The sequence below is a fragment of the Streptosporangium sp. NPDC048047 genome, assembly GCF_040653115.1.
Classification (GTDB): Bacteria; Actinomycetota; Actinomycetes; order Streptosporangiales; family Streptosporangiaceae; genus Streptosporangium.
Genome location: NZ_JBEZNH010000029.1, coordinates 30,234 through 50,592, shown reverse-complemented (window position 1 = coordinate 50,592; position 20,359 = coordinate 30,234). Strand labels below are relative to the sequence as shown.

Sequence of the window (20,359 nt, the reverse complement as noted above, 5' to 3'; positions counted from 1 at the left end):
CGCGACGGGATCGACGGGTGGGGAGGCCGGTGATGGCGGACTGGCGCGTGGCGCGCGAGGAGATGGTCGCCCGGGTGCGCGGGCGCGGCGGGATCGGCGAGGAGGTCGCCGGGGCGCTGCGCGCGGTGCCCCGGCACCTCTTCCTGCCCGGGGTGCCCCCGGAAACGGCGTACCGGGACGAGGCCATCGTGACCCGGCGCGACGCCGAGGGCCGTCCGGTCAGCTCCTCCTCCCAGCCGACGATCATGGCGGTGATGCTGGAGCAGCTCGGCATGGAGCCGGGGCACCGGGTGCTGGAGGTCGGCGCGGGGACCGGCTACAACGCCGCGCTGCTGGCGTACCTTGCCGGACCCGGCGGCCGGGTCACCAGCGTCGACATCGACCCCGACCTGGTCGGGCGCGCCCGGGGCCACCTGGCGGAGGCGGGGTTCACCGGGGTGGAGGTGGTCTGTGGCGACGGCGCCGAGGGCTTCGCCCCCGGAGCGCCGTACGACCGGGTGATCGCGACCGTGGGCGTGTGGGACCTCTTCCCGGCCTGGCTGGAGCAGCTCGCGCCCGGCGGGCGGATCGTCGCCCCGGTGGACCTGAACGGCGTGCAGCGCTCGGTGGCGCTGGAGCGGGCGGACGGGCGCTGGACGAGCCGTTCCGCGGTGGCCTGCGGGTTCATGCGGCTGCGCGGGCCGTTCGCCGGCCCGGAGGTGCTCCGGCCGCTGGACCCCGAATCGGAGCTCATGATCTCGCTGCCCCGGGCGAGGAAGACAGGGGACGTCCTCGCGGCGCTCGGCGGCCCGGCGGCCGAGCTCCCCTCCGGGGTGGACGCCGGCCCGGCCGCGCTCGCCGACGGGTTCGGCCTGTGGCTGGCCGCGCACGAGCCGCGCTGGTGCCTGCTGTCGGAGTCCCGTCCGCGGTGGCTCACGGCGGGCGCGGCGGGCGGGCCGGGGTTCACGATGGTCATGGGGATCGTCGAGGACGGCGGCCTGTGCCTGCTCCACCCCCGGGAGGCGCCCGCGCCGCCGGTGGTGCGGGCGTTCGGATCCGGCGGGGCGGTGCTCGCCGCCGACCTCCTCGCCCACCTGCGGGCATGGGACGCGGCCGGGCGTCCGTCGACACCGGGCCTGCGCGTCGACGTGCATCCGGGGAACGGGCACCCGGGGAGCGACGGGAACCTGGGGGACGGCGTACAGGCCGGGAACGGCATGCAGGCCGGGGACGGCGTGCTCTCGGGAGGCGACGGCCGTCCGCCGGGCGTCGGCGCCCGCTCGCGGGCCGGGGACGACGACGGCTCCGGGACGGCCCCCGGAGACGGGCTGGTGATCCGCAAGCGTCACACCACGTTCGTTCTGTCCTGGCCCGCCGCCCGCGGGCGAACCTGACGAGGCGACGCCGCGTCAGGGATTCCGCTCCTCCTGACCCGCCGCCCGCGGGTGAACCGCCGGCCCGGCCGGGGTGGAGCGCGTCAGACGGTTGCAAGGAGCGGCAAGCCGCCTGCAAGCCGTTCCGGATATCTCTTGGTTCATCAGAAATCCGGTTTTTCAGGAGATGGACCCATGCATCCCACCGCCCGCCTGCTGCTCGGCCTCACGACGGCCGCCGCCCTCGGGCTCGGCCTGCCCGCCACGGCTGCCTCCGCCACGACCGCCTCCGCGGCGGCGTCGGTCGCGAGGGCCGCCGAGACCTGGTCGTGGGGCCCCACCGCCTCCTCCGATCGCAGGGGCTGGGCCGGCGGCGTCGTCAGGAGCTCCGGCACCGGCCTGCGCATTCACGGTGACCTCTACGACGCCGCGGGCGCGCGCACCTGCTCGTGGCTGAAGATCAAGTGGCTCTCCGACCACGGCCGGTGGCACACGAAGACGTTCCGGAACTGCTCCCAGTCGCGGGTCCTCTCCTTCCGGGTGAACGCCGGCTACATGCTCACCTCCTCCGCCAAGGTCTGCCGCGGCACGTCCACCAGGATCACCGGCCGCTGCTCCGGCTGGGAGGGCGTCTGGTCCCAGGGCGGCTGACCGGCGCGGCGGCCGTACATGCGGCGGCCGTACAGATGACCGGTGGGTGACCGGCAGCACGGCCTGCCGATGACCTGCGGGTGACCGGTGGGCCGGCCGTACCGATGGCCGGCGGGTGGCCGTACCGATGACCGGTGCCGCGGCGCGCGAGGAGGGGAGCGCGCCGCGGCACACGGGGGCCGGGCACACGGGGGCCGGGCACACAGGGGCCGGGCACACAGGGGCCGGTACACGGGAAAACGGACACCACGTCACCCGGGAAACGGACACGCGCCGCGCACTCCGGGGGCATGCCGTACGCGCCGGACGGGAACCCTGGGAGCAGAAGAGCATCCCGGTCCCGAGGAGGACGACATGAGCGCTCCGGCCGATCCCCGCACCGCCGAGACGGTCGACCTCTTCGATCCCGAACTGCTCGCCGACCCCTTCGGCGGGTACGCGCGGATGCGTGAGGAGGCTCCCCTGGTGCGGGCCCTCCTCCCCGGGTCCGCCTCGCCGATCTGGCTCGTCACCCGCTACGAGGACGTCAAGGCGATGCTGAGCGACCAGCGGTTCGTCAACGACCCGGCGCACGTCCCGGGCATGGACGTGGGCGACATCCGCGAGCAGATCATCCAGGCGCGCGGCATCCCGCCGGAGTACGCGAAGTACATCCTCGGCAGCGTCCTGGACGCCGACGGCGCCGACCACATGCGGCTGCGCCGGCTCGTCTCCCGCGCCTTCACCGCCCGCAGGGTCGCCGGGCTGCGGCCGCGCGTCGAGGAGATCACCGAGAACCTGCTGGACGGCCTGCCCGCCGCGGCCGAGGACGGCGTCGTGGACCTGCTGGAACGGTTCACCTATCCGTTGCCGATCACCGTGATCTGCGAGCTGGTGGGCATCCCCGAGGAGGACCGTCCGCGATGGCGTTCGTGGGGACGGGCCCTGGTGTCGACCGAGCCCGGCGCCCTGACGGATCCGCTGCGGGAGATGGTCGCGCACATCGAGGAGCTGATCGTCCGGCGCCGCGCCGAACCCGCGGACGACCTGCTCACCGGGCTGATCCGCGCCCACGACGAGGACGGCGACCGGCTGAGTGACGTCGAGATGGTGACGATGGTGCTGACCATCGTCCTCGCCGGTCACGAGACCACCGCCCACCTGATCGGCAACGGCGTCGCCGCCCTGCTCACCCATCCCGGCCAGCTCGCCCTGCTCCGCGACGACCCGGAGCTGATGCCGCGCGCCGTGCACGAGCTGATGCGCCGGTACGGCCCGGTGCAGATGACGCGGATGCGCTACGCGACCGAGGACGTGACGATCGGGGGCATGCCGGTACGGCGGGGCGAGGCGGTGACGGCCTCGCTGGTCTCGGCCGACCACGATCCGCGCGAGTTCCCCGACCCCGATCGGCTGGACGTCACCCGCGAGCCGGACGGCCGCCGGGAGAACCACGTCGGGTTCGGGCACGGCCTGCACTACTGCCTGGGTGCGGCTCTGGCCCGGCAGGAAGGCGAGGTGGCACTGGGAGCGCTGTTCCGCCGCTTCCCCGATCTGTCCCTGGCCATCGATCCGGCGGACCTGGAGCGCCAGCCCCTGCCGGGGTCGTGGCGGCTGGCCCGCCTCCCGGTACGGCTCTGAACCGCCCGCGAGGGATGGACACGGCCGAGCGGTACCGGCGGTTCGCCGAGCAGGAGGTCCGGGGGCGCTCCCCGGCGTACGAGGATCTCGCCCGGGGCGTCGCCTCCGACGCGCTGCTGCCGGCGCTGATCGACGGCCTGCCGCCCGCCAAGCGGCAGCCGAACCTGCTGCTGGCCTCGGTCCGCTTCCTCGGCGGGCCGTCCGCCGGTTTCCCCGCCTTCCGTGAGTGGACCGTACGGCACTGGCCACAGGTGCGCGAGACGATGCTGACGCGCAGGACGCAGACCAACGAGGCCGGACGGTGCGCGAGCCTGCTGCCGGTGCTCGCCGGCCTGCCCGGCCCGCTGGCCCTGGTGGAGGTGGGCGCCTCGGCCGGGCTCTGCCTCCTCCTGGACCGCTACCGCTACCGCTACGACGACCGGCCCGCCCTCGGCCCGGCGGACGGTCCGGTCGAGCTGCCGTGCCGGACGAACGGGAGGGCGCCGGTGCCCGCGCGGATGCCGGAGGTGGTGTGGCGGGCGGGTCTCGACCTGGAACCGCTGGACGTGCGCGACGAGGAGACGGCGCGCTGGCTGGAGTGCCTGGTCTGGCCGGGCCAGGACGACCGGCTGGCCCGGCTGCGCGGCGCCGTACGGCTGGCCGCGGAGGACCCGCCGCGCCTGGTCCGGGGGGACGCCGCCGGGGCGCTCGGCGACCTGGTCGCGCAGGCGCCCCGCGACGCCACGGTGGTCGTCTTCCACAGCGCGCTCATGCCGTACCTGGAACCGGACGAGCGCGACCGGTTCGTGGAGACGGTGCGGGGCCTGCCGGTGCGCTGGGTCTCCAACGAGGGCTCGTCCCGGCTGCCGTCGGTGCTCGCCCGGCTCCCACGCGGACTGCCCGCGAACCGGCTGACCTTCCTGTCCGCCCTGGACGGCGAACCCCTCGCCCTGGCCGGGCCTCACGGCGAACGGCTCGACTGGCTCACTCCCTGACCGGCCGCCGGCCCGGGCGGGGCTATTCGGCGACGCCGACGACGTGGGACACCGGGACCGTGGCCTGGCCGATCCCGTCCCTGATGAAGTAGCTGCGTGAGTCGAGGGAGATATGGCGGTTGTCCCCCTGCACCCAGAGTCCGCCCGCCGGGACGGTCACCGGGCCGAAGGCGACACGCGAAGCCTGGGAGTCCTTGAGGTAGGGCTCCTCCAGCGGCCGGCCGTTCACGGTCATCCGCCCGCCGCCGTCACAGCACGCCACCGTGGCTCCCGGGATCCCGATCACCCGCGAGACGCGAACGCCGTCACCGCCCCATGACGCGGGAGCGGTGAAGAAGACGACGTCGCCCTGTCTCGGGGTGTAGTCCCGGTCGGTCCTGACCGCCGTGACGACATCACCCACCTGGAACGTGGGTTCCATGGACTCACTGCTGACGGTGTAACGCTTCCGCCCGACCAGCCCGCATCCGGCGAGCAGCGAAAGGACCAGCGCCACGGACAGCCCGCGCGACACACGACGTCTCACCGCAGCATTATGCTCAGTGATCTTCGGCCTTGGCGACCCGGAGTGGATCACGGTTCAGCCGAACCGCCAGCGCGTCGCCGTCAGGCCGTCCGCGCCGTAGCCGAAGGCGCGGACGGGGACGATCCGATAGAAGCCGTACTCGGGTGAGCCCGGCAGGCTGTCCTCGTGGACCGAGCCGTCCCGCACGGTGAGCTTCCACCCGTACTTCGCCGTGAAGACGGCCGCCACCCGCCGGAGCTCGGCCTCGTCCAGTGACCGGGCGGCGTCGCCCTCGATCACGAGATCGAGGTCCTCGCCGGCGACGGTGAGGACGCAGCGGGGGTCGCCGGCGAGGTTTCTGCCTTTCCGGGACGTGGGACGGGTGGCGATCCAGGGCGCACCGTCGGCCCAGACCGGCATCACCGGCATGGCGTGCGGCCGGCCGTCGGGCCGCACCGTCGAGAACCACCCCTTCGGCACGGTCTCCAGGCAGGCACGCGCCTGCTCCCACGGTTTCACCGTCGACGCGTCCGTGTCGAACGGCGTCGCGTCCTTCTCGCCGAACAGCGGCTCGGCGGTGGGCGTCATCACGGTCATCACATGCCTCCTCGTACGGATATCTCAGGAAATTTCATCTCTTCACTGGGAACGCGGGACGGTTCACCCGATGGGACGCCGTCCGGACGTCGCCGTACCGGGGACGCTCAGGCCTCCGGGCCGCCGTCCTCGCCGTACTCGTCGTGCAGGCGCCACCAGCGGTAGGGCTCGGTCCGCGGGCGGCCCTCGGGAGAGTCCTCCCAGGTCTCCTGACGGCCGAACGGCGTCAGGTCGAGGAGGGTCCAGACGCTGCCGAGGCGCTCGACCCCCCGCGCCGTGGTGAAGTAGGTGCGGTGGACCTCGTCGCCGTCGCGCAGGAAGACGTTCAGCGCGAACCCGTCACCGGCGTCCATGTCGTCGTTGAAATCGTTGCCCAGCGAGGAGACCCACGGGATCGTCCAGCCCATCCGCTCCCGGAACGGGAGGATCTCCGCCAGCGGGCCACGGGACGCCAGCACCATCGAGGTGTCGCGGGCGCGCAGGTGGGCGAGGTGCCCGAGGTTGTCGACGAACATCGAGCATCCCGAACAGTACTCTCCGGCGCCGTGCCACATGAAGCTGTACACGATGAGCTGGCGGCGCCCGTCGAACAGGTCGGGCAGGCCCAGCGGCCCGGCGGGGCCCTCGAACACGTAGTCCTTGTCCACCCTGACCGCGGGCAGCCGGCGCCGTTCGGCGGCCAGCGCGTCCGCCGCACGGGTGTGCTCCTTCTCCCTGGCCGTCAGCGCGGCCAGGGCGGCCCGCCACTCCTCGGCGGACACGGTGCGGGGTCGGTCCACAGCGCTCTCCTCCCATTGGGTTCCCTGAGGGAACGGATAGGAGAGACCCTAGCGAAGAAAGTTCCCTAAGGGAACCAACAGGGTCTACGCTGTGGTCATGCAACGGACCCGATTCGGCGACATGGCATGCTCGATCGCCCGCACACTCGACGTCATCGGCGAGCCCTGGTCGCCCCTGATCCTGCGGGACGTCTACGTGGGCATCACCCGCTTCGACCAGATCCAGCAGGACCTCGGGATCTCCCGCAAGGTGCTCGCGGAGCGCCTGAGGTGGCTCGTCGAGAACGACATCCTGGGGCGCCGGGAGTACTCCCGGCACCCCCCGCGACACGAGTACGCCCTCACCGACAAGGGCCTGGAACTGTGCGACCTGCTGCTGGTGATGATCCGCTGGGGCGACCGCTGGACGGCGGGCGAGGCCGGTCCGCCCGTCCTGCACCGGCACCGCGGATGCGGCGAGATCAGCCGGGTCGAACTACGCTGCTCGACGTGCGAACAGCCGATGCACGCCACCGACATCGACGTCCTCCCCGGCCCCGGGGCGGCCCTCTGACCTCATCGCACACGCCCGCGGGCCCTCGCGCCGCGGACCGGCTGAGAAGATTCTCCCCGAAACACCGCCTGGAGATGAGTCGGTAGGGTCATCCCCCATGACATCCGATTCCGGCGGGTCGCCGGACACCGCCGGCCTGCCGGAGGCCGAGTTCGCCTTCCCCGGACCGCTGCGGGACGCGCTCGTCGCGGCGATCCTCGACGGCCGCAAGACCGCCACCACCTCCCTCGCCGTCGAGTACGAGCGGGCGGGCGAGCCGCTGCCCGAGGTCGGCGGACGGTCGGCGGTGGTGGACTCCGCCGGTCGTCCGGTGGCCGTCATCGAGGTGACGAGCGTGCGCGTCGTACCGCTGGGCGAGGTGGACGACGCCCACGCGGCGGACGAGGGCGAGGGCCACACGACGGCCGAACGATGGCGCGCGGCCCACGAGGAGTTCTGGCACGGCCCGGAGATGCGCTCGGCGCTGGGCGACGCCGCCTTCACCGTGGACGACGCCACCCCGGTGGTCCTGGAGCGCTTCCGCGTCGTCGCCGATCTCCGTACCGCCTGATGGTCCGCTCGGATCGGGAGGCGTGCCCGGTCGGCGTCCCGGACCACCTGGTGCTGTCGGTGGTGACCGGCTCCCGCGCCTACGGCCTCGCGACCGAGGACTCCGACGTGGACCGGCGCGGGGTCTTCGCCGCGCCCACCCCGCTGTTCTGGCGGCTGGACAAGCCGCCGACCCACATCGAGGGGCCGCTGCCCGAGCAGTTCTCCTGGGAGGTCGAGCGGTTCTGCGTCCTGGCGCTGGAGGCCAACCCGACGGTCCTGGAGTGCCTGTGGTCGCCGATCGTCGAGCGGCTCACCCCGGCGGGCGAGGAACTGCTGGCGATCCGCCGCGCCTTCCTGTCCCGGCGCGCCCACCGGACGTTCGCCGGGTACGCCCAGGCGCAGCTCCGCAGGCTCGACCCCGAACGGCCGAAGTGGAAGCAGGCCATGCACATGATCAGGCTGATGCTCAGCGGCCTCCACCTGGCCCGCGAGGGCGAGCCGCTGGTCCGGGTGGGCGCCCACCGCGACCGGCTGCTGGCGCTGCGGCGGGGCGAGATCCCCTGGCCGGAGGTGGAGCGCTGGCGGGCGGAGCTGGCCGCGGACCTCGACCGTCTCGGCGCCTCCGGCGCGCTGCCGGAGGCCCCCGACCGCCGGACCGTCGAGGACTACCTGGTGACCGTACGGAGGGCATCGCTTTGACATCCTCCCCCGCTTGAAGGCGGGGGATTTCAACCGTTCCTACGCCGCTGAGGGGAGGTCGGGTTGAGGTTCACGGTTCACGGGCCCGCCCGACGGCGGGCCTCCCCGTGCAGCGACGGCATGCCCTGCCGCCGTGTCGCGTATGTTCTTGGCCGCGTTGACGTCGGCGTTGGCCCGATACCCGCAGGCGACGCACCGGAAGAGGGCTTGGCTCTCGCGGCTCTCCCGGGCGATGTGCCTGCAGGCGTTACAGGTCTGCGACGTGTGACGCGGGTCGATCTTCCGGACGCGGCCCGGAGCCTTGTGCTCCAGCCGGGTCACGAGCCGGCCCCACCCGGCGGCGAGGATGCCCCGGTTCAGGCCGGCTCTCTGGCGGACGTTACGGCCAGGCGCTTCGATCGTGCCCCTGGCCGTCCTGGTCATGGTGCGGACCTTCAGGTCTTCGACGGCGATCACGTCGAAACGCCTGGCCAGGTCGGTGCTGATCTTCTCGACCCAATCTCTGCGCCGGTCGGCCTCGCGGGCCTTCAGTCGGGCGATGGCGGCCTTCACCGTGGCCCGGCGGTTCGATCCACGCTTGGCGCGGGCGAGTTTCCGCTGCAGCCGCAGCAGCCGCTTCGCCTCGGCCTCCCGCAGGCCGGGAGCGCGCAGCAGTCCCCCGGTGGACAGTGCCGCCGAGACGGTGACGCCCCGGTCGACGCCGACGACCTCGCCGGTGCCGGGTGCGGGAACCGGGGTGGGGATCGCGGCGAACGCCACGTGCCAGCGGCCCGCCCGGTCGCGGGTGATGCGGTAGGACTTCACGCCGCCGGGGACGGCGCGCGACCAGCGGAACCGCACCCAGCCGACCTTGGGGACCTTCACCTCTCCCACGGTGCGCGAGAGGCGGCGGACGTCTGCGGCCTTGACCGCGACGATCCGGAACCCCTCGCCCCGGCCGCGCTTGCGCCACGTCGGACGACGGTGGGTCTTGCCGAAGAAGTTCGCCATCGCCTGGGCGAAGTCTTTGAGGGCCTGCTGCTGCACTACGATCGACCCGGCGCGCAGCCACGCGAACTCGGTGCGCGCCTCGGTGAGCTGGCGGCACTGTTCGGCGAAGCCCGGCGCGGACGCCCTCCCCGGCGTCCAGTGCGCATGCTGTTCCACGGCGAGGTTCCACACGAACCGGGCGTGCCCGCAGTGCTCCGCCAGCGCCGCCTCCTGGGCGGGCGTCGGGGAGAGCCGGTAGCGGGACATGCCATCAATCTACCACCACGGAGATGGCACACGGTGGGTATTCTGATGTCATGAAACAGATCACACTGCGACTTCCCGACGACTTCCACGCACGGCTCAAGGAGCTGGCCGAACATGAACACCGATCCCTGCACGCGCAGGTGTTGCACATCCTCCAGCAGGCCGTCCCGCCTCCGGCGGGCCGTCCCTGACGGGGTCCGGATTCCTCCCCGACCTGAAGGCCGGGGCATCCTCCGGAGGTCATGGTGACCGTCCATCTCCCGGCCTGGCTGGCCGAGATCCCCGCCGAGCAGCCGCACGCCCTGGCGTTCGCCACGGTCAGCGGCGCGCACCTGTACGGTTTCCCGTCCGTCGACTCCGACGTGGACCTGCGCGGCGTGCACCTGCTGCCGCTGGAGGACGTCGTCGGGCTGCGGGCCGCCGAGGAGACCGTCACCCGCTCGTGGACCCGTCACGGTGTGGAGGTGGACCTCGTCACCCACGACCTGGCCAAGTTCTGCCGGCTGCTGCTGCGCCGCAACGGCTACGTGCTGGAGCAGTTGCTGTCCCCGCTGGTGGTGACGACGTCCCCGGTGCACGAGGAGCTGGCCGCCGCCGCACCCGGCTGCCTGACCCGCCACCACGCCCACCACTACCTGGGTTTCGCCCGGACGCAGTGGCGCCTGTTCGAGCGGTCCGGGGAGCTCAAGCCGCTGCTGTACACGTTCCGGGTGCTGCTCACCGGCATCCACCTGATGCGCACCGGAACGCTCGTCGCCGACCTCACCCGCCTGGACGGCGGCCCGCCGTACCTGGCGGAGCTGGTGGCCGCCAAGCGGCACGCGGAGCACGGGGCGCCGCCCGCGGACGGCCCCGGCCGCGCGCGGCTGGAACGCGACGTCACCCGGCTGACCGCCGTCCTGGAGGAGGCCCGGGACGCCTCACACCTGCCGGAGGCACCGGAGGCGGGCGGCCTCCTGCACGACCTCGTCGTCCGCGCCCGCCTGGCGACGCGGGCCGGGGCCGGGTGACACCGGCCGGGAGCGGGTGACACCGGCCGAGAGCGGGTGACACCGGCCGAGAGCGGGTGACACGGAAAATCGGTTTGCGGGTCGCCGGGACGTGCGGTTACGTGTCGCCATGGCGATGGACCACGCTGCCCGTTTCGACTCCTACTTCGTGTGCGCCACCCCCCGGTCCGGCTCCTCCCTGCTGCTCGGTCTGCTCGGCTCCACGGGTGTCGCCGGCCGCCCGCAGGCGTACTTCCGGGAACCCGACGAACCGCTGTGGGCCGAGCGGTGGGGGGTCCGCCGTACGGCCGGCGGCGGATACGACCACGCGGATTACGTCCGCGCCGCGCTCGCCGCGGGCCGGAGCGGCAACGGGGTCTTCGGGGCGAAGCTGATGTGGGGGACCCTCGACACGCTGCTCGCCAAACTCGGAGCGGTCCACCCGGACGTCGCCGGGGGCGACCTGGCCCTGCTGGAGCGGGCGTTCGGCCGTACGGCCTTCGTCTGCCTGCGGCGGGACGACACGCCGGCCCAGGCGGTGTCCTGGCTGCGGGCGGAGCAGACGCGGACCTGGTACATCGGCGGCGACGGCGAGATCAGCGGCGACGACGATGCCGACGGACACGAGCCGAGGTACGACGCCGAGGAGATCACCCGCTTCGTCCGGACGATCGAGGATCACAACGCGGCGTGGGAGGCGTGGTTCTCCTCTGCCGGGGTCCGGCCGTACCGGGTGCGCTACGAGGACCTCGACGAGGACATGACCGGCACGACGCGCCGCGTCCTCGGCTTCCTCGGGGTGGAGGCGCCGCCGGGGCAGGCGATCGTTCCCCGGCACCGGCGGCAGGCCGACGAGCTGAACCTGGAGTGGACGGCCCGGTACCGGGCGGAACGGGCGCTCCACGGCCGTCATTGACCCGGGCGCTCATCCGGCTCGCCGAAGGAACGAATCCATGTGATCCCGGCACGAGGCCCACGGTCCCGCGTTGTCCCGGGAAGGCCGGACATGGCCGTCCAGGAAACGTCATGCGCGGCGCCGCCCTCCGCGACGTGAGCGCATCCAGCCGGGGGACGGGCGTGACCCGTTCCGGAGCCACCGGATCACGAATCCGATCAGCCACGGCTGGACCGCCAGGGCCGGGACCGTCAGCAGCAGTCCGGTGGTGTACGCCTCCCCCATCGCGGGCGAGCCGCCGCAGCCCATGCCGCCGCCGCGCTGGTACCGCTCACACTGGATGTCGCGGATGACGGTCGTCACGACGAACCAGTCCGCGAGCGCCAGCGCCGGCAGCGACATCACCGTGAGGAAGGCCGCGCGGTCCGCCCGGTCCTCCCCCGTCACCTCCGTTCTGACCGGAACCGGCGCGAGCCGCCGTCCCATGTCCGGCTCCTGTCTGATGGGTTCCCGCCTCATGAGAGGGAAGCCAAGCAGGGGCATGTGATGGCCCCGGGGAGCGCGTGTGAAGGTTCCGCACGGGTGTCCGCCGGCACCCGTCCGAAAGAGACGGTGGACACGGATCGGCCTCATGTGATCATGTAGGGTGGCGGACTGTACGGCGTCACGCGCGAGGCCGAGACGTGACAGCGGCGCCCATACCGGGGATCCACGAGGTGCTGCGAGCGTGCCAGGCCGGTGGCAGGCCCGTCGCCGTGGTGGGCGACACCTGCTCCGCCGCCGTGGAGGCTCATCTGGTGGCCGATGCGCTCTTGGCCGTCCCCGCGGTGACCGCCCGCTGAGGCGGCCGTCGTGACAGGAACGGGCGCCGCTCCTCTCCGTACGAAGCCGCGTGGGCGGACGTCCATCCGTCCAGCGCGCGTGTTCTGAGGAGCCGGGTCGGGGCGCAACCATTCGGCCCGTGTGACCGAAGATCTCGGCGTGAGACCTTCGGGAGAGAACCCGGCGGAGACGTCAGGAAGAGCCGGGTGCGGCGCGCAGCGCGTCGAGTTCCTCGTTCATGACGTCGAGGAAGGCGGCCACGGTGCGCAGTTCCTCCGGGCTGAACCGTCGCAGGGTGTTGTCCGTGCTGCGGCCGAGCGGGCGGAAGAAGGCCCCGGCCAGTTCCTTGGCCGCGTCGAGGTAGTGCAGGTGGACCACGCGCCGGTCGTGCGCGTCGCGGACCCGGCGGATGTGCCCGGCCCGCTCCAGCCGGTCGAGGCACGCGGTGACCGCGCCGGAGGTGAGGTTCAGCTCCTCCCGCAGCCGGGTGGGGGTGATCGGCTCCGGGGCATCGAAGATCTTGATGAGCGCTTGGACGTCGGTGTGGTGCAGCCCGTGCTCGCCGGCGAAATCGTGGGCGATGCGGTTGAACTCCGCGGTCATCCTGCGCAGCCGTATCGCGAAGGCCAGCCGGTCGATGCCCCCCTCGCCGTCACCTTCCATGCCGCCATGCTACATTAACTCAATCATTGAGTATCTTGATTATTGAGTCATATGGCATCACGGAGAGGCGCCCCCATGGCACGGAAGCGAATCCGCTGGCTCATCCCGGCCCTGCTGGTGCTGGTCTGGCTGGCCGTCGGCGGCGGGCTGGGGCCCTTCGCCGGCAAGCTCGCCGAGGTCTCCACCAACGACCAGGCCGCCTTCCTGCCCCAGAGCGCGGAGTCGACACGCGTGCTGGAGGTCCAGGAGAAGTTCCGCGAGGGTGACACGCAGCCGCTCATCGTGGTGTGGACCGCGGACGGCGGGGCCGTCACCTCCGAGCAGACCGCCACGGCGACGCGGAAGCTCGCCGCGCTGCGCGGCACGGAGGGCGTCACCGGAACGCCCTCCCCCGCCATCGGATCGGACGACGGCCGGGCGCTGCAGGGCGTGGTCCAGCTCAGCCCCGCCGTCGAGGACTCGCTCGGGGAGACCCTGGACCGGATCGGTTCGGCGGTGGCGGTCGACGGCCTGCGGGCCCAGCTCGCCGGACCGGCGGCCACCCGGGCCGACCTGTCCGACGCCTTCGCCGGGATCGACGGCCTGCTGCTCGGGGTGGCGCTGGTCACCGTACTGGTCATCCTGCTGGCGGTGTACCGGAGCGTGCTGCTGCCGTTCGTCATCATCATCGGCGCGGTGTTCGCCCTGGGACTGGCCTGCGCCGTGGTGTACTTCCTGGCCGACCACGACATCGTCCGGGTCGACGGTCAGGTGCAGGGCATCCTGTTCATCCTGGTCATCGGCGCGGCCACCGACTACGCGCTGCTGCTGACCTCCCGCTTCCGGGAGGAGCTGGCCGCGACCGGCGACCGCTTCGCCGCGGGCCGCGTCGCGCTGCGCCGCTCGTTCGAGCCGATCGTCGCCAGCGCCGCCACGGTGGCCCTGGCACTGCTCGCGCTGCTGCTCAGCAGCCTGACCAACAACCGCGCGCTCGGCCCGGTGGGCGCCATCGGCATCGCGTGCGCCGCGCTCAGCGCGCTCACCTTCCTGCCCGCGGTCCTCGTCCTGCTGGGCCGCGCCGCGCTGTGGCCGGCCAAGCCGCGCCCGGCCGACGCCGGGAAGCGCGGGATCTGGGGCCGGGTGGCCTCCCTGGTCGACCGTCACCCGCGCCGGCTGTGGATCGCGACCCTGCTGCCGCTCATCGCCCTGGCCCTCTTCGCTCCGCAGCTCAACGCCCGGGGCGTTCCGCTGGACGAGACCTTCGTGAACGACGCGCCGTCGGTGGCGGCGCAGGCGACGCTGAGCGAGCACTTCCCCGGCGGCTCGGGACAACCCGCGATCATCGTCGCCCCCGCCGGGCGCGCCGCGGCCGTGGCGGAGAAGGCCCGCGGAATCGAGGGCGTCTCCGGCGCCGAACCGGTGTCCCAGAGTGGCCGGCCGGGCGGCGAGCCCAAGGTCGTCGACGGGCGCGTCCTGGTCGAGGCGACGCTGCGCGACGCGCCGGACGGCGACGGCGCCCAGGACACGGTGAAGCGGCTGCGCGCCGCGCTCGACACCGAGGACGGCGTCATGGTCGGCGGGTACAGCGCCCAGCAGTACGACACCACGGAGACCGCGCGGAGCGACACGCTGCTCATCGTCCCGGTCGTCCTGGCGATCATCCTGCTCATCCTGATCTTCCTGCTGCGCTCGCTCGTGGCGCCGGTGCTCCTGGTGGTCACCGTGGCGCTGAACTTCCTGGCCACCCTCGGCGTCTCCACGCTGGTCTTCACGCACCTGCTCGGGTTCACCGGCAGCGACGCGTCGGTGCCGCTGTACGGCTTCGTCTTCCTGGTCGCGCTGGGCGTGGACTACAACATCTTCCTCATGTCCAGGGTGCGCGAGGAGACCGCGCGCCACGGGGCCCGGGAAGGCGTGCTGCGCGGCCTGGTCACCACCGGCGGGGTGATCACCTCGGCGGGCGTCGTGCTCGCCGCCACCTTCGCCGCGCTGGTGGTGATCCCGCTGGCGTTCCTGGCGCAGCTCGCGTTCATCGTCGCCTTCGGCGTGCTGCTCGACACACTGGTGGTGCGGTCCCTGCTGGTCCCGGCGCTGGTGCGCGACCTGGGCCCGCGGGCCTGGTGGCCCGGCCGCCTGAGCCGCCCCGAGGTACGGCCGGAGCCCCGGGAACCGGCCGGGGTCTCGCGGTGATCACTGATCCCCCTCGGGCCGGCGGCGCGGCCGAGAGCGGCGCGCCGTGCCCGGCGAACCGATGACCGTCACGACGGATCGGATGTCACCGCCCTCTCGCGGGTAGGCCCGGGACCGCCCGCCGGTGCGCGGCCCCGGGCCTACCCGGCGGGCGGCTTCGCGCAGGACGAGCGCAGGACGAGCTGGGCGCCCACCCGGTAGGTCCGACCGGCTCGCCCGGTCCGTACCGGAGCCGCCGGCCGGTCGGTCCGCTCGATCTGCTGGAGCAGCAGGTTCATGGCGAGGTCCCCGAGTTCACCGGCCCCGTTGTCGACGACGGTGATGGGCGGCTGCCACCAGCGCAGCCAGGGAATGTCCTCATAGCAGATCAGCGAGAGCTGATCGGGAATGACGATGCCGGCGCCGACGAGGGTGGGCAGCATGCCGAACACGGCCTCGTGGTTCGCGGCGAACAGCGCCGTCATATCCGGGTTGCGACGCAGCAGCCGCTCCGTCGCCTCGGCGCCGAAGGCGGAGTCGAACGGCCCGCGTTCGACGAGTGACTCGTCGACCTGGGTGCCGCGTTCCCTCAGCGCCTGCTCGTAGCCGGCGAACCGCTCCAGGCCGGAGTTGGCGCTCCGCAGGCCGCCGAGGAAGCCGATCCGCTCGTGGCCCAGGTCGAGCAGGTGTGAGGTGGCCGCGTGGGCGCCCTCGCGGTCGGAGGCGAGCACCGACGGCGCGGCGCTCTCGGCGGCGGCGCGGATGACGTTGACGACCGCGATGCCCTCGGCGAGCAGCGCGTTGGCCATGGCCGTGTTCCTGCCCGTGCCTATCATGATCAACCCGTCCACCCCGTGCGCGGCGAGGGTCCGGAGGAAGGACTCCTCCCGCTGCGGGTCCGCGTCGGTGATGCAGAGCATCACCTGGTAGCCCTCGGCGGCGGCGCGCCGCTGCACCACCTCCGCGATGGTGTGGAAGGACGCGTTGATGAGATTGTTCAGCACCAGTCCCACGACGTGGGACTGCCTGGAACGCAGTGCGCTGGCGGCGCGGTTGAGGCGGTAACCCATCCGGTCCGCGACCTCCTGCACCGCCACCCGGGTCTCCGGGGCAATCAGCGGTGAGCCGCTCAGTGCGCGGGAAGCCGTACTGCGTGACACCCCGGCCGCAGCGGCGACGTCCTTCAGCGTGATCGCCATCGTCCTACTTTCTGGGATCGATCCCATCCGAGGGGAGATTTTTCCACAAGATCACGCAAGCTAGGTAGCGCTTCGGCAAGTCCGTCCAGGTTAAAAACCAATTTTAGTCTTGACCGGAATCTCCCGAGTACTGCAACCTTATGCAAGCGATCCCAAAAAATGACTACAAATCGACCTTCCGGGGGCTCCATGGACCGCGACGACGTCACCTGGCACGGCTACTGGCCGGCCGCGCCCACCCCCTTCACCAGCGAAGGCGCGCTGGACGAGGACGCGTGGCGCGCGCTGCTCCGGCTCTACGCCGCCCAGGGCGTGCACGGGATCCTGGTCAATGGGAGCACCGGTGAATGGTTCAGCCAGAGCGCGGCCGAACGCCGCCGGGTCGCCGAGATCGCGGTGTCCGAGCTCTCCGGCAGGATCCCGGTGGTCATCGGTGTCACGGCCTACACCCCCGCCGAGGCGATCGGGTTCGCGCGGCACGCCGCGGAGGCGGGCGCGGACGGCGTGCTCGCCACTCCCCCGCCGTACGTGCATCCCGGGCCGGAGGACATCCTCGCCTTCTACCGGCAGGTCAGCTCCGCGACGGAGCTGCCGTTCATGGTCTACAACTGGCCGCGCGGGGTGGCTGTCGACATCTCCGCCCACCCCGGGCTGATGTCCGGACTGGCCGACCTGGACAACGTGGTGGCCATCAAGGACAGCACCGGTGACTGGCTGCGGATGCTCGGCACCGTGGAGGAGGTGAGCGACCGGGTCCGGGTGTTCGGCAGCTTCCTGCACCGGCGGGGCCTCGCCGTGCTGCTGGAGCTGGGCGGGGACGGCAACATCGACGGCGGCGGCATGGGAGCCCCGTTCGCCGTCCCCTACTACGAGGCGGTCGCGGCCGGGGACCGCGAGGCGGCGCGCGGCTGGGCCGACCGGTACACGGCCCTCTCCTCCCAGCTGATCAATCCCGACTACAGCGGCGTGTACGGCGCGCCCATCGCCCAGCTCAAGGCCGCCATGGCGATGCTCGGCCAGCCGGGCGGGCACGTCCGTCCGCCGCTCCTGCCGATCACCGACCCGGAGAGGCTCGACGCGATCGGCGCCGTGCTGAAAGAGTTCGGCCTGGTCGAAGCCCTCTCCGGGGGCGACGCGGCCACCGTCCCGGGGCGGGCCGGACGATGACGGCGACACGGGACCGCGCCGGCCGGCATGGCGGACCGGGCCGGGCTCCGCAGACGGAGATCGTCGTCGACGGCGTCTCCGTGCGGGCCGTCGACGGCATCAGCCTCGCCGCGGTTCTCGTCGGCGAGCGGCGGTGGAGCCTGCGGCGCAATCCGGTGGGCGGTGACCCGCGCGGCCCCTTCTGCGGGATGGGCGTGTGTTTCGAGTGCGAGGTGACCGTGGACGGCCGTCCAGGGGTCCGCGCCTGCATCACCAAGATCCATGCCGGCATGCGGGTCGAGACGGCCGCAGAGGAAGAGGCCCCGCATGACCACTGAGCACAGCACGGCCACGTACGGCGCGGTCGTCGAACGGGACGTCGTCATCGTCGGCGGTGGTCCTGCGGGGCTCAGCGCCGCGACCCGGCTCGCCGCCGCCGGACTGTCTGTGACGATCCTCGACGAGCAGCCGGAACTGGGCGGGCAGTACTACCGGCGGCCCGCTCCCGCGGTGGCGGGGTACTGGGGCGACCACCGGCCCGAGGGCGGCCGGCTGATCGCCCAGATGCGCGCGGCCGGCGTCGAGTGCCGTACCGGCCATCTGGTCTGGGGCGTGGATGACGACGGGCGCACACTGCTCGCCTCCGACGCCGCCGAGCGTCCGGTGCGGTTGCGCGCCCGCCATCTCGTACTGGCGACCGGCGCCTTCGAGCGGGTGTTCCCCTTCCCCGGCTGGCAGCTTCCCGGAGTGACCACACCGGGCTTCGCCCAGCACCTGGCCGCGAGCGACCACACCACCATCGGGGACCGGGTCGTCCTGGCCGGTTCAGGACCGTTCCTGCTGCCGGTCGCCTGCTCGCTGATCGAACTCGGCGTGAGCGTGGCGGGCGTCGCCGAGGCGGGCAGGCCGTACCGGCCGAGCCTGCGGGCGCTGGGCACGCTCGGCCACCCCGCGCGACTGCGTGAGCTGGCCCGCTACGCCGCGCGGCTGGCCCGCGCCCGGGTGCCGGTCTGGCAGGAGACCGTCGTGCTCCGCGCCGACGGCCGCGACCGGGTCTCCTCGGTGACCCTCGCCGCCGCGGCCAGGCCCACGCGCGCGGTCCGCACCGTCGAGGTGGACGCGCTCTGCGTCGGGTACGGCTTCCGCCCCCAGACCGACCTGGCCCGCATGCTCGGCTGCGATGTGCGAATCGACGTGGCGAGCGGGGACGCGGTGCCCGTGACCGACACGGCGGGGCGTACCTCCCGGGCCGACGTGTACGTGGTGGGCGAGGCGGCGGGGATCGGCGGGGTGCACGCGGCGAAGACCAGGGGGCTCGCCGCGGCGCACGACATCCTGACCCGTGAGGCCCGCGTGGCCGTACCGGGGGCCGAGGCCCGGCAGGTGGCGTCGGCCAGGCGTCGTTCGGCGCGTTTCACCGCGCTGACCGACTCCCTCTACCCCGGCCCGGCGACGCTGCTCGACACGCTGGTGCCCGCGTTGCCCGCCGCCACCATGGTCTGCCGGTGCGAGGCGGTCCGCGCGGAGGAGATCCGCACCGCCGCCGCAGGAAGCGCCGACGGCGACCTGAACGCGACCAAGGCCTGGACCCGCGCGGGAATGGGCCCCTGCCAGGGCCGGGAATGCGGATTCGCGGTCGCCGGGCTGGTCCGGTCCGTCGCGTCCCGCAGGAGCGCGGACGACGGCGAGTCCCGGGTGGAGGTATTCCCCTCCCGCCTGCCGGTGCGCCCCATTCCCCTTGCCACGCTGCTGGAAATGGCCGGGCCGGAATCACCGAAAGGCGACGCATGAGCACGCGGACCGCGGACGCGGTGATCGTGGGAGCCGGGGTGCTCGGCGCCTCGGTCGCCAGCCACCTGGCCCGCAACGGTCATCGGGTGCTCGTGCTCGAACGCGGAGCCCCCGGTAGGGAGGGCTCCGGCACCACCGCCGGCAACTTGCACATGCAGGCCGTGCACACCAGACGCCCCGGTCAGACGGTACCGCTGGACAGCGCGCGTTTCCTGCCGCTGCAGCGCGCCGCGAGTGACCGCTGGGAGACGCTGGAGGAAGAGCTGGAGACCTCCGTGGAGGTCCGCCGCACCGGCGGCTTCACCGTCGCCGAGACCGAGGAGCAGTGCCAGGAGCTGCGCGACAAGCACGGCTGGGAGGCCGCCGCCGGGATCCACACCGAAATCCTCGACGGGGACGCCGCGCGGGCCGCGTTGCCCCTGCTCGGATCGACGGTGACCGCCGCCACCTGGTGTGACCTGGACGGCTACGCCAACCCGTTGAAGGTCACCCCCGCCTACCTGGCCTCGGCGGCCAGACACGGCGGCCGGACCGTGGCGTTCGCGCCGGTCCGGCGGATCACGCGCAGCGGCGACGGCTGGCGGGTGGTCGCCGGGCACGGCGCCGCCGAGCAGGTGGTGGACACCCCCGTGGTGGTCGACGTCGCCGGGCCCTGGCTGGGAGAGATCGCGGCCCTGGCCGGGATCACGCTGCGGATGACACCTGTGGCGATCCAGATGCACGCCACCGTCCGCTCCTCGGTCACCATGTCCCACCTGGTCCAGCACATCGGCGAAGGGCTGTCGGTGAAGCAGGTCGCCGCGGGCAACCTGCTGATCGGCGGCGGCTGGCCTGCCCTGAGCATGGACCTGACCGGCCGGAGCGCCACCAGCCTGGACAGTCTGGTGGGCAACGTCGCACTGGCGGCCCGGGTGCTGCCGTTCATCCGGGACCTGCGGCTGCTGCGGATGTGGGCCGGGCCGCTCGCGGCCACGCCCGACGAGATGCCGGTGATCGGCGAAGTGCCCGGCGCCCCCGGGTTCTACGTGGCGGGAGGCACCTACGCCTTCAGCTTCGCCCCGCTGTGGGGGGAGACGCTGCGCTGCCTGATCGAGGGCAGGCCGCCACCGGTCGACGTCTCCGACCTCGGTCCCGGCCGGCTGATGAAGCGGTGGAAACAGGAAGACAACGGCCCGGAGCAGGAAAACCACCAGGACAGCAAGGAGTAAG

At 72.8% G+C, this 20,359-nt stretch carries 23 protein-coding genes; 16 read left to right on the top strand and 7 right to left on the bottom strand.

Annotation, left to right across the window (positions count from 1 at the left end; all coding sequences use genetic code 11):
• Window positions 1-32: 32 nt before the first annotated feature.
• From fxlM to AB0D67_RS23605, 4 genes are all read left to right on the top strand, one after another.
• Window positions 33-1,373: a methyltransferase, FxLD system gene (gene fxlM, locus AB0D67_RS23620; RefSeq protein WP_362939546.1), complete on the top strand. Its 1,341-nt coding sequence runs from the start codon at window positions 33-35 to the stop codon at window positions 1,371-1,373.
• Window positions 1,374-1,547: 174 nt separating this feature from the next.
• Complete coding sequence (locus AB0D67_RS23615) at window positions 1,548-2,003, top strand: hypothetical protein (protein WP_362939543.1); 456 nt, start codon at window positions 1,548-1,550, stop codon at window positions 2,001-2,003.
• 354 nt (window positions 2,004-2,357) lie between these two features.
• Window positions 2,358-3,623: a cytochrome P450 gene (locus AB0D67_RS23610; protein WP_362939540.1), complete on the top strand. Its 1,266-nt coding sequence runs from the start codon at window positions 2,358-2,360 to the stop codon at window positions 3,621-3,623.
• Window positions 3,624-3,637: 14 nt separating this feature from the next.
• Window positions 3,638-4,597 (top strand): DUF2332 domain-containing protein, encoded by a 960-nt coding sequence (locus AB0D67_RS23605; RefSeq protein ID WP_362939538.1) that lies wholly within the window; start codon window positions 3,638-3,640, stop codon window positions 4,595-4,597.
• Between the two features lie 22 nt (window positions 4,598-4,619).
• Here AB0D67_RS23605 and lepB read toward each other — a convergent pair whose 3' ends face one another.
• The 3 genes from lepB to AB0D67_RS23590 all read right to left on the bottom strand — a co-directional run bounded on the left by lepB (window position 4,620) and on the right by AB0D67_RS23590 (window position 6,478).
• Window positions 4,620-5,123: a signal peptidase I gene (gene lepB / locus AB0D67_RS23600; RefSeq protein WP_362939536.1), complete on the bottom strand. Its 504-nt coding sequence runs from the start codon at window positions 5,121-5,123 to the stop codon at window positions 4,620-4,622.
• Window positions 5,124-5,177: 54 nt separating this feature from the next.
• Window positions 5,178-5,699: a pyridoxamine 5'-phosphate oxidase family protein gene (locus AB0D67_RS23595; RefSeq protein WP_362939533.1), complete on the bottom strand. Its 522-nt coding sequence runs from the start codon at window positions 5,697-5,699 to the stop codon at window positions 5,178-5,180.
• Between the two features lie 107 nt (window positions 5,700-5,806).
• Window positions 5,807-6,478 (bottom strand): DUF899 domain-containing protein, encoded by a 672-nt coding sequence (locus tag AB0D67_RS23590; protein ID WP_362939530.1) that lies wholly within the window; start codon window positions 6,476-6,478, stop codon window positions 5,807-5,809.
• A 97-nt stretch (window positions 6,479-6,575) separates the two neighbouring features.
• Between AB0D67_RS23590 and AB0D67_RS23585 the strand changes: the two genes are divergently transcribed.
• The 3 genes from AB0D67_RS23585 to AB0D67_RS23575 all read left to right on the top strand — a co-directional run bounded on the left by AB0D67_RS23585 (window position 6,576) and on the right by AB0D67_RS23575 (window position 8,261).
• Window positions 6,576-7,031: a helix-turn-helix domain-containing protein gene (locus AB0D67_RS23585; RefSeq protein WP_362939527.1), complete on the top strand. Its 456-nt coding sequence runs from the start codon at window positions 6,576-6,578 to the stop codon at window positions 7,029-7,031.
• Between the two features lie 97 nt (window positions 7,032-7,128).
• On the top strand, window positions 7,129-7,581 hold the full coding sequence (locus tag AB0D67_RS23580; protein WP_362939524.1) for an ASCH domain-containing protein: 453 nt from the start codon (window positions 7,129-7,131) through the stop codon (window positions 7,579-7,581).
• Window positions 7,581-8,261, top strand: coding sequence for a nucleotidyltransferase domain-containing protein (locus tag AB0D67_RS23575; RefSeq protein WP_362939521.1), 681 nt, complete (start codon window positions 7,581-7,583; stop codon window positions 8,259-8,261). Before AB0D67_RS23580 ends, AB0D67_RS23575 begins: the two co-directional genes overlap by 1 nt.
• Window positions 8,262-8,300: 39 nt before the next feature.
• Here the strand turns inward: AB0D67_RS23575 and AB0D67_RS23570 are convergent, their stop codons facing one another.
• Window positions 8,301-9,497, bottom strand: a complete 1,197-nt coding sequence (locus tag AB0D67_RS23570; RefSeq protein ID WP_362939518.1) for a transposase — start codon at window positions 9,495-9,497, stop codon at window positions 8,301-8,303.
• Window positions 9,498-9,547: 50 nt separating this feature from the next.
• Here AB0D67_RS23570 and AB0D67_RS23565 point away from each other — a divergent pair, with 50 nt between their 5' ends.
• The 3 genes from AB0D67_RS23565 to AB0D67_RS23555 all read left to right on the top strand — a co-directional run bounded on the left by AB0D67_RS23565 (window position 9,548) and on the right by AB0D67_RS23555 (window position 11,402).
• On the top strand, window positions 9,548-9,688 hold the full coding sequence (locus tag AB0D67_RS23565) for an Arc family DNA-binding protein (protein ID WP_362939515.1): 141 nt from the start codon (window positions 9,548-9,550) through the stop codon (window positions 9,686-9,688).
• Window positions 9,689-9,739: 51 nt separating this feature from the next.
• Window positions 9,740-10,507, top strand: a complete 768-nt coding sequence (locus tag AB0D67_RS23560; RefSeq protein ID WP_362939512.1) for a nucleotidyltransferase domain-containing protein — start codon at window positions 9,740-9,742, stop codon at window positions 10,505-10,507.
• A gap of 109 nt (window positions 10,508-10,616) precedes the next feature.
• A complete protein-coding gene (locus tag AB0D67_RS23555) occupies window positions 10,617-11,402 on the top strand; it encodes a Stf0 family sulfotransferase (protein WP_362939509.1) in 786 nt (261 codons plus the stop codon).
• A gap of 108 nt (window positions 11,403-11,510) precedes the next feature.
• Here the strand turns inward: AB0D67_RS23555 and AB0D67_RS23550 are convergent, their stop codons facing one another.
• Complete coding sequence (locus tag AB0D67_RS23550; protein ID WP_362939506.1) at window positions 11,511-11,867, bottom strand: hypothetical protein; 357 nt, start codon at window positions 11,865-11,867, stop codon at window positions 11,511-11,513.
• Window positions 11,868-12,097: 230 nt separating this feature from the next.
• Here AB0D67_RS23550 and AB0D67_RS23545 point away from each other — a divergent pair, with 230 nt between their 5' ends.
• Window positions 12,098-12,223 (top strand): hypothetical protein, encoded by a 126-nt coding sequence (locus AB0D67_RS23545; protein WP_362939503.1) that lies wholly within the window; start codon window positions 12,098-12,100, stop codon window positions 12,221-12,223.
• A gap of 172 nt (window positions 12,224-12,395) precedes the next feature.
• Here the strand turns inward: AB0D67_RS23545 and AB0D67_RS23540 are convergent, their stop codons facing one another.
• Window positions 12,396-12,866 (bottom strand): MarR family transcriptional regulator, encoded by a 471-nt coding sequence (locus tag AB0D67_RS23540; RefSeq protein WP_362939500.1) that lies wholly within the window; start codon window positions 12,864-12,866, stop codon window positions 12,396-12,398.
• Between the two features lie 75 nt (window positions 12,867-12,941).
• On the opposite strand from AB0D67_RS23540, the gene AB0D67_RS23535 reads away from it, so the two are divergent.
• Window positions 12,942-15,035 carry an MMPL family transporter gene (locus AB0D67_RS23535; RefSeq protein ID WP_362939497.1) on the top strand — a complete coding sequence of 698 codons (2,094 nt, stop codon included), beginning with the start codon at window positions 12,942-12,944 and terminating at the stop codon, window positions 15,033-15,035.
• A 140-nt stretch (window positions 15,036-15,175) separates the two neighbouring features.
• Here AB0D67_RS23535 and AB0D67_RS23530 read toward each other — a convergent pair whose 3' ends face one another.
• A complete protein-coding gene (locus AB0D67_RS23530) occupies window positions 15,176-16,213 on the bottom strand; it encodes a LacI family DNA-binding transcriptional regulator (protein ID WP_362939494.1) in 1,038 nt (345 codons plus the stop codon).
• A gap of 189 nt (window positions 16,214-16,402) precedes the next feature.
• Here AB0D67_RS23530 and AB0D67_RS23525 point away from each other — a divergent pair, with 189 nt between their 5' ends.
• Genes AB0D67_RS23525 through AB0D67_RS23510 form a run of 4 tightly spaced genes read left to right on the top strand, consistent with a single transcriptional unit; the run spans window position 16,403 to window position 20,358 of the window.
• On the top strand, window positions 16,403-17,380 hold the full coding sequence (locus AB0D67_RS23525) for a dihydrodipicolinate synthase family protein (protein WP_362939491.1): 978 nt from the start codon (window positions 16,403-16,405) through the stop codon (window positions 17,378-17,380).
• Window positions 17,377-17,697, top strand: coding sequence for a (2Fe-2S)-binding protein (locus tag AB0D67_RS23520; protein WP_362939488.1), 321 nt, complete (start codon window positions 17,377-17,379; stop codon window positions 17,695-17,697). Before AB0D67_RS23525 ends, AB0D67_RS23520 begins: the two co-directional genes overlap by 4 nt.
• Window positions 17,687-19,150: an NAD(P)/FAD-dependent oxidoreductase gene (locus tag AB0D67_RS23515; protein ID WP_362939485.1), complete on the top strand. Its 1,464-nt coding sequence runs from the start codon at window positions 17,687-17,689 to the stop codon at window positions 19,148-19,150. Before AB0D67_RS23520 ends, AB0D67_RS23515 begins: the two co-directional genes overlap by 11 nt.
• Window positions 19,147-20,358 (top strand): FAD-binding oxidoreductase, encoded by a 1,212-nt coding sequence (locus AB0D67_RS23510; protein ID WP_362939482.1) that lies wholly within the window; start codon window positions 19,147-19,149, stop codon window positions 20,356-20,358. Before AB0D67_RS23515 ends, AB0D67_RS23510 begins: the two co-directional genes overlap by 4 nt.
• The last annotated feature ends 1 nt before the right edge of the window (window position 20,359 follow it).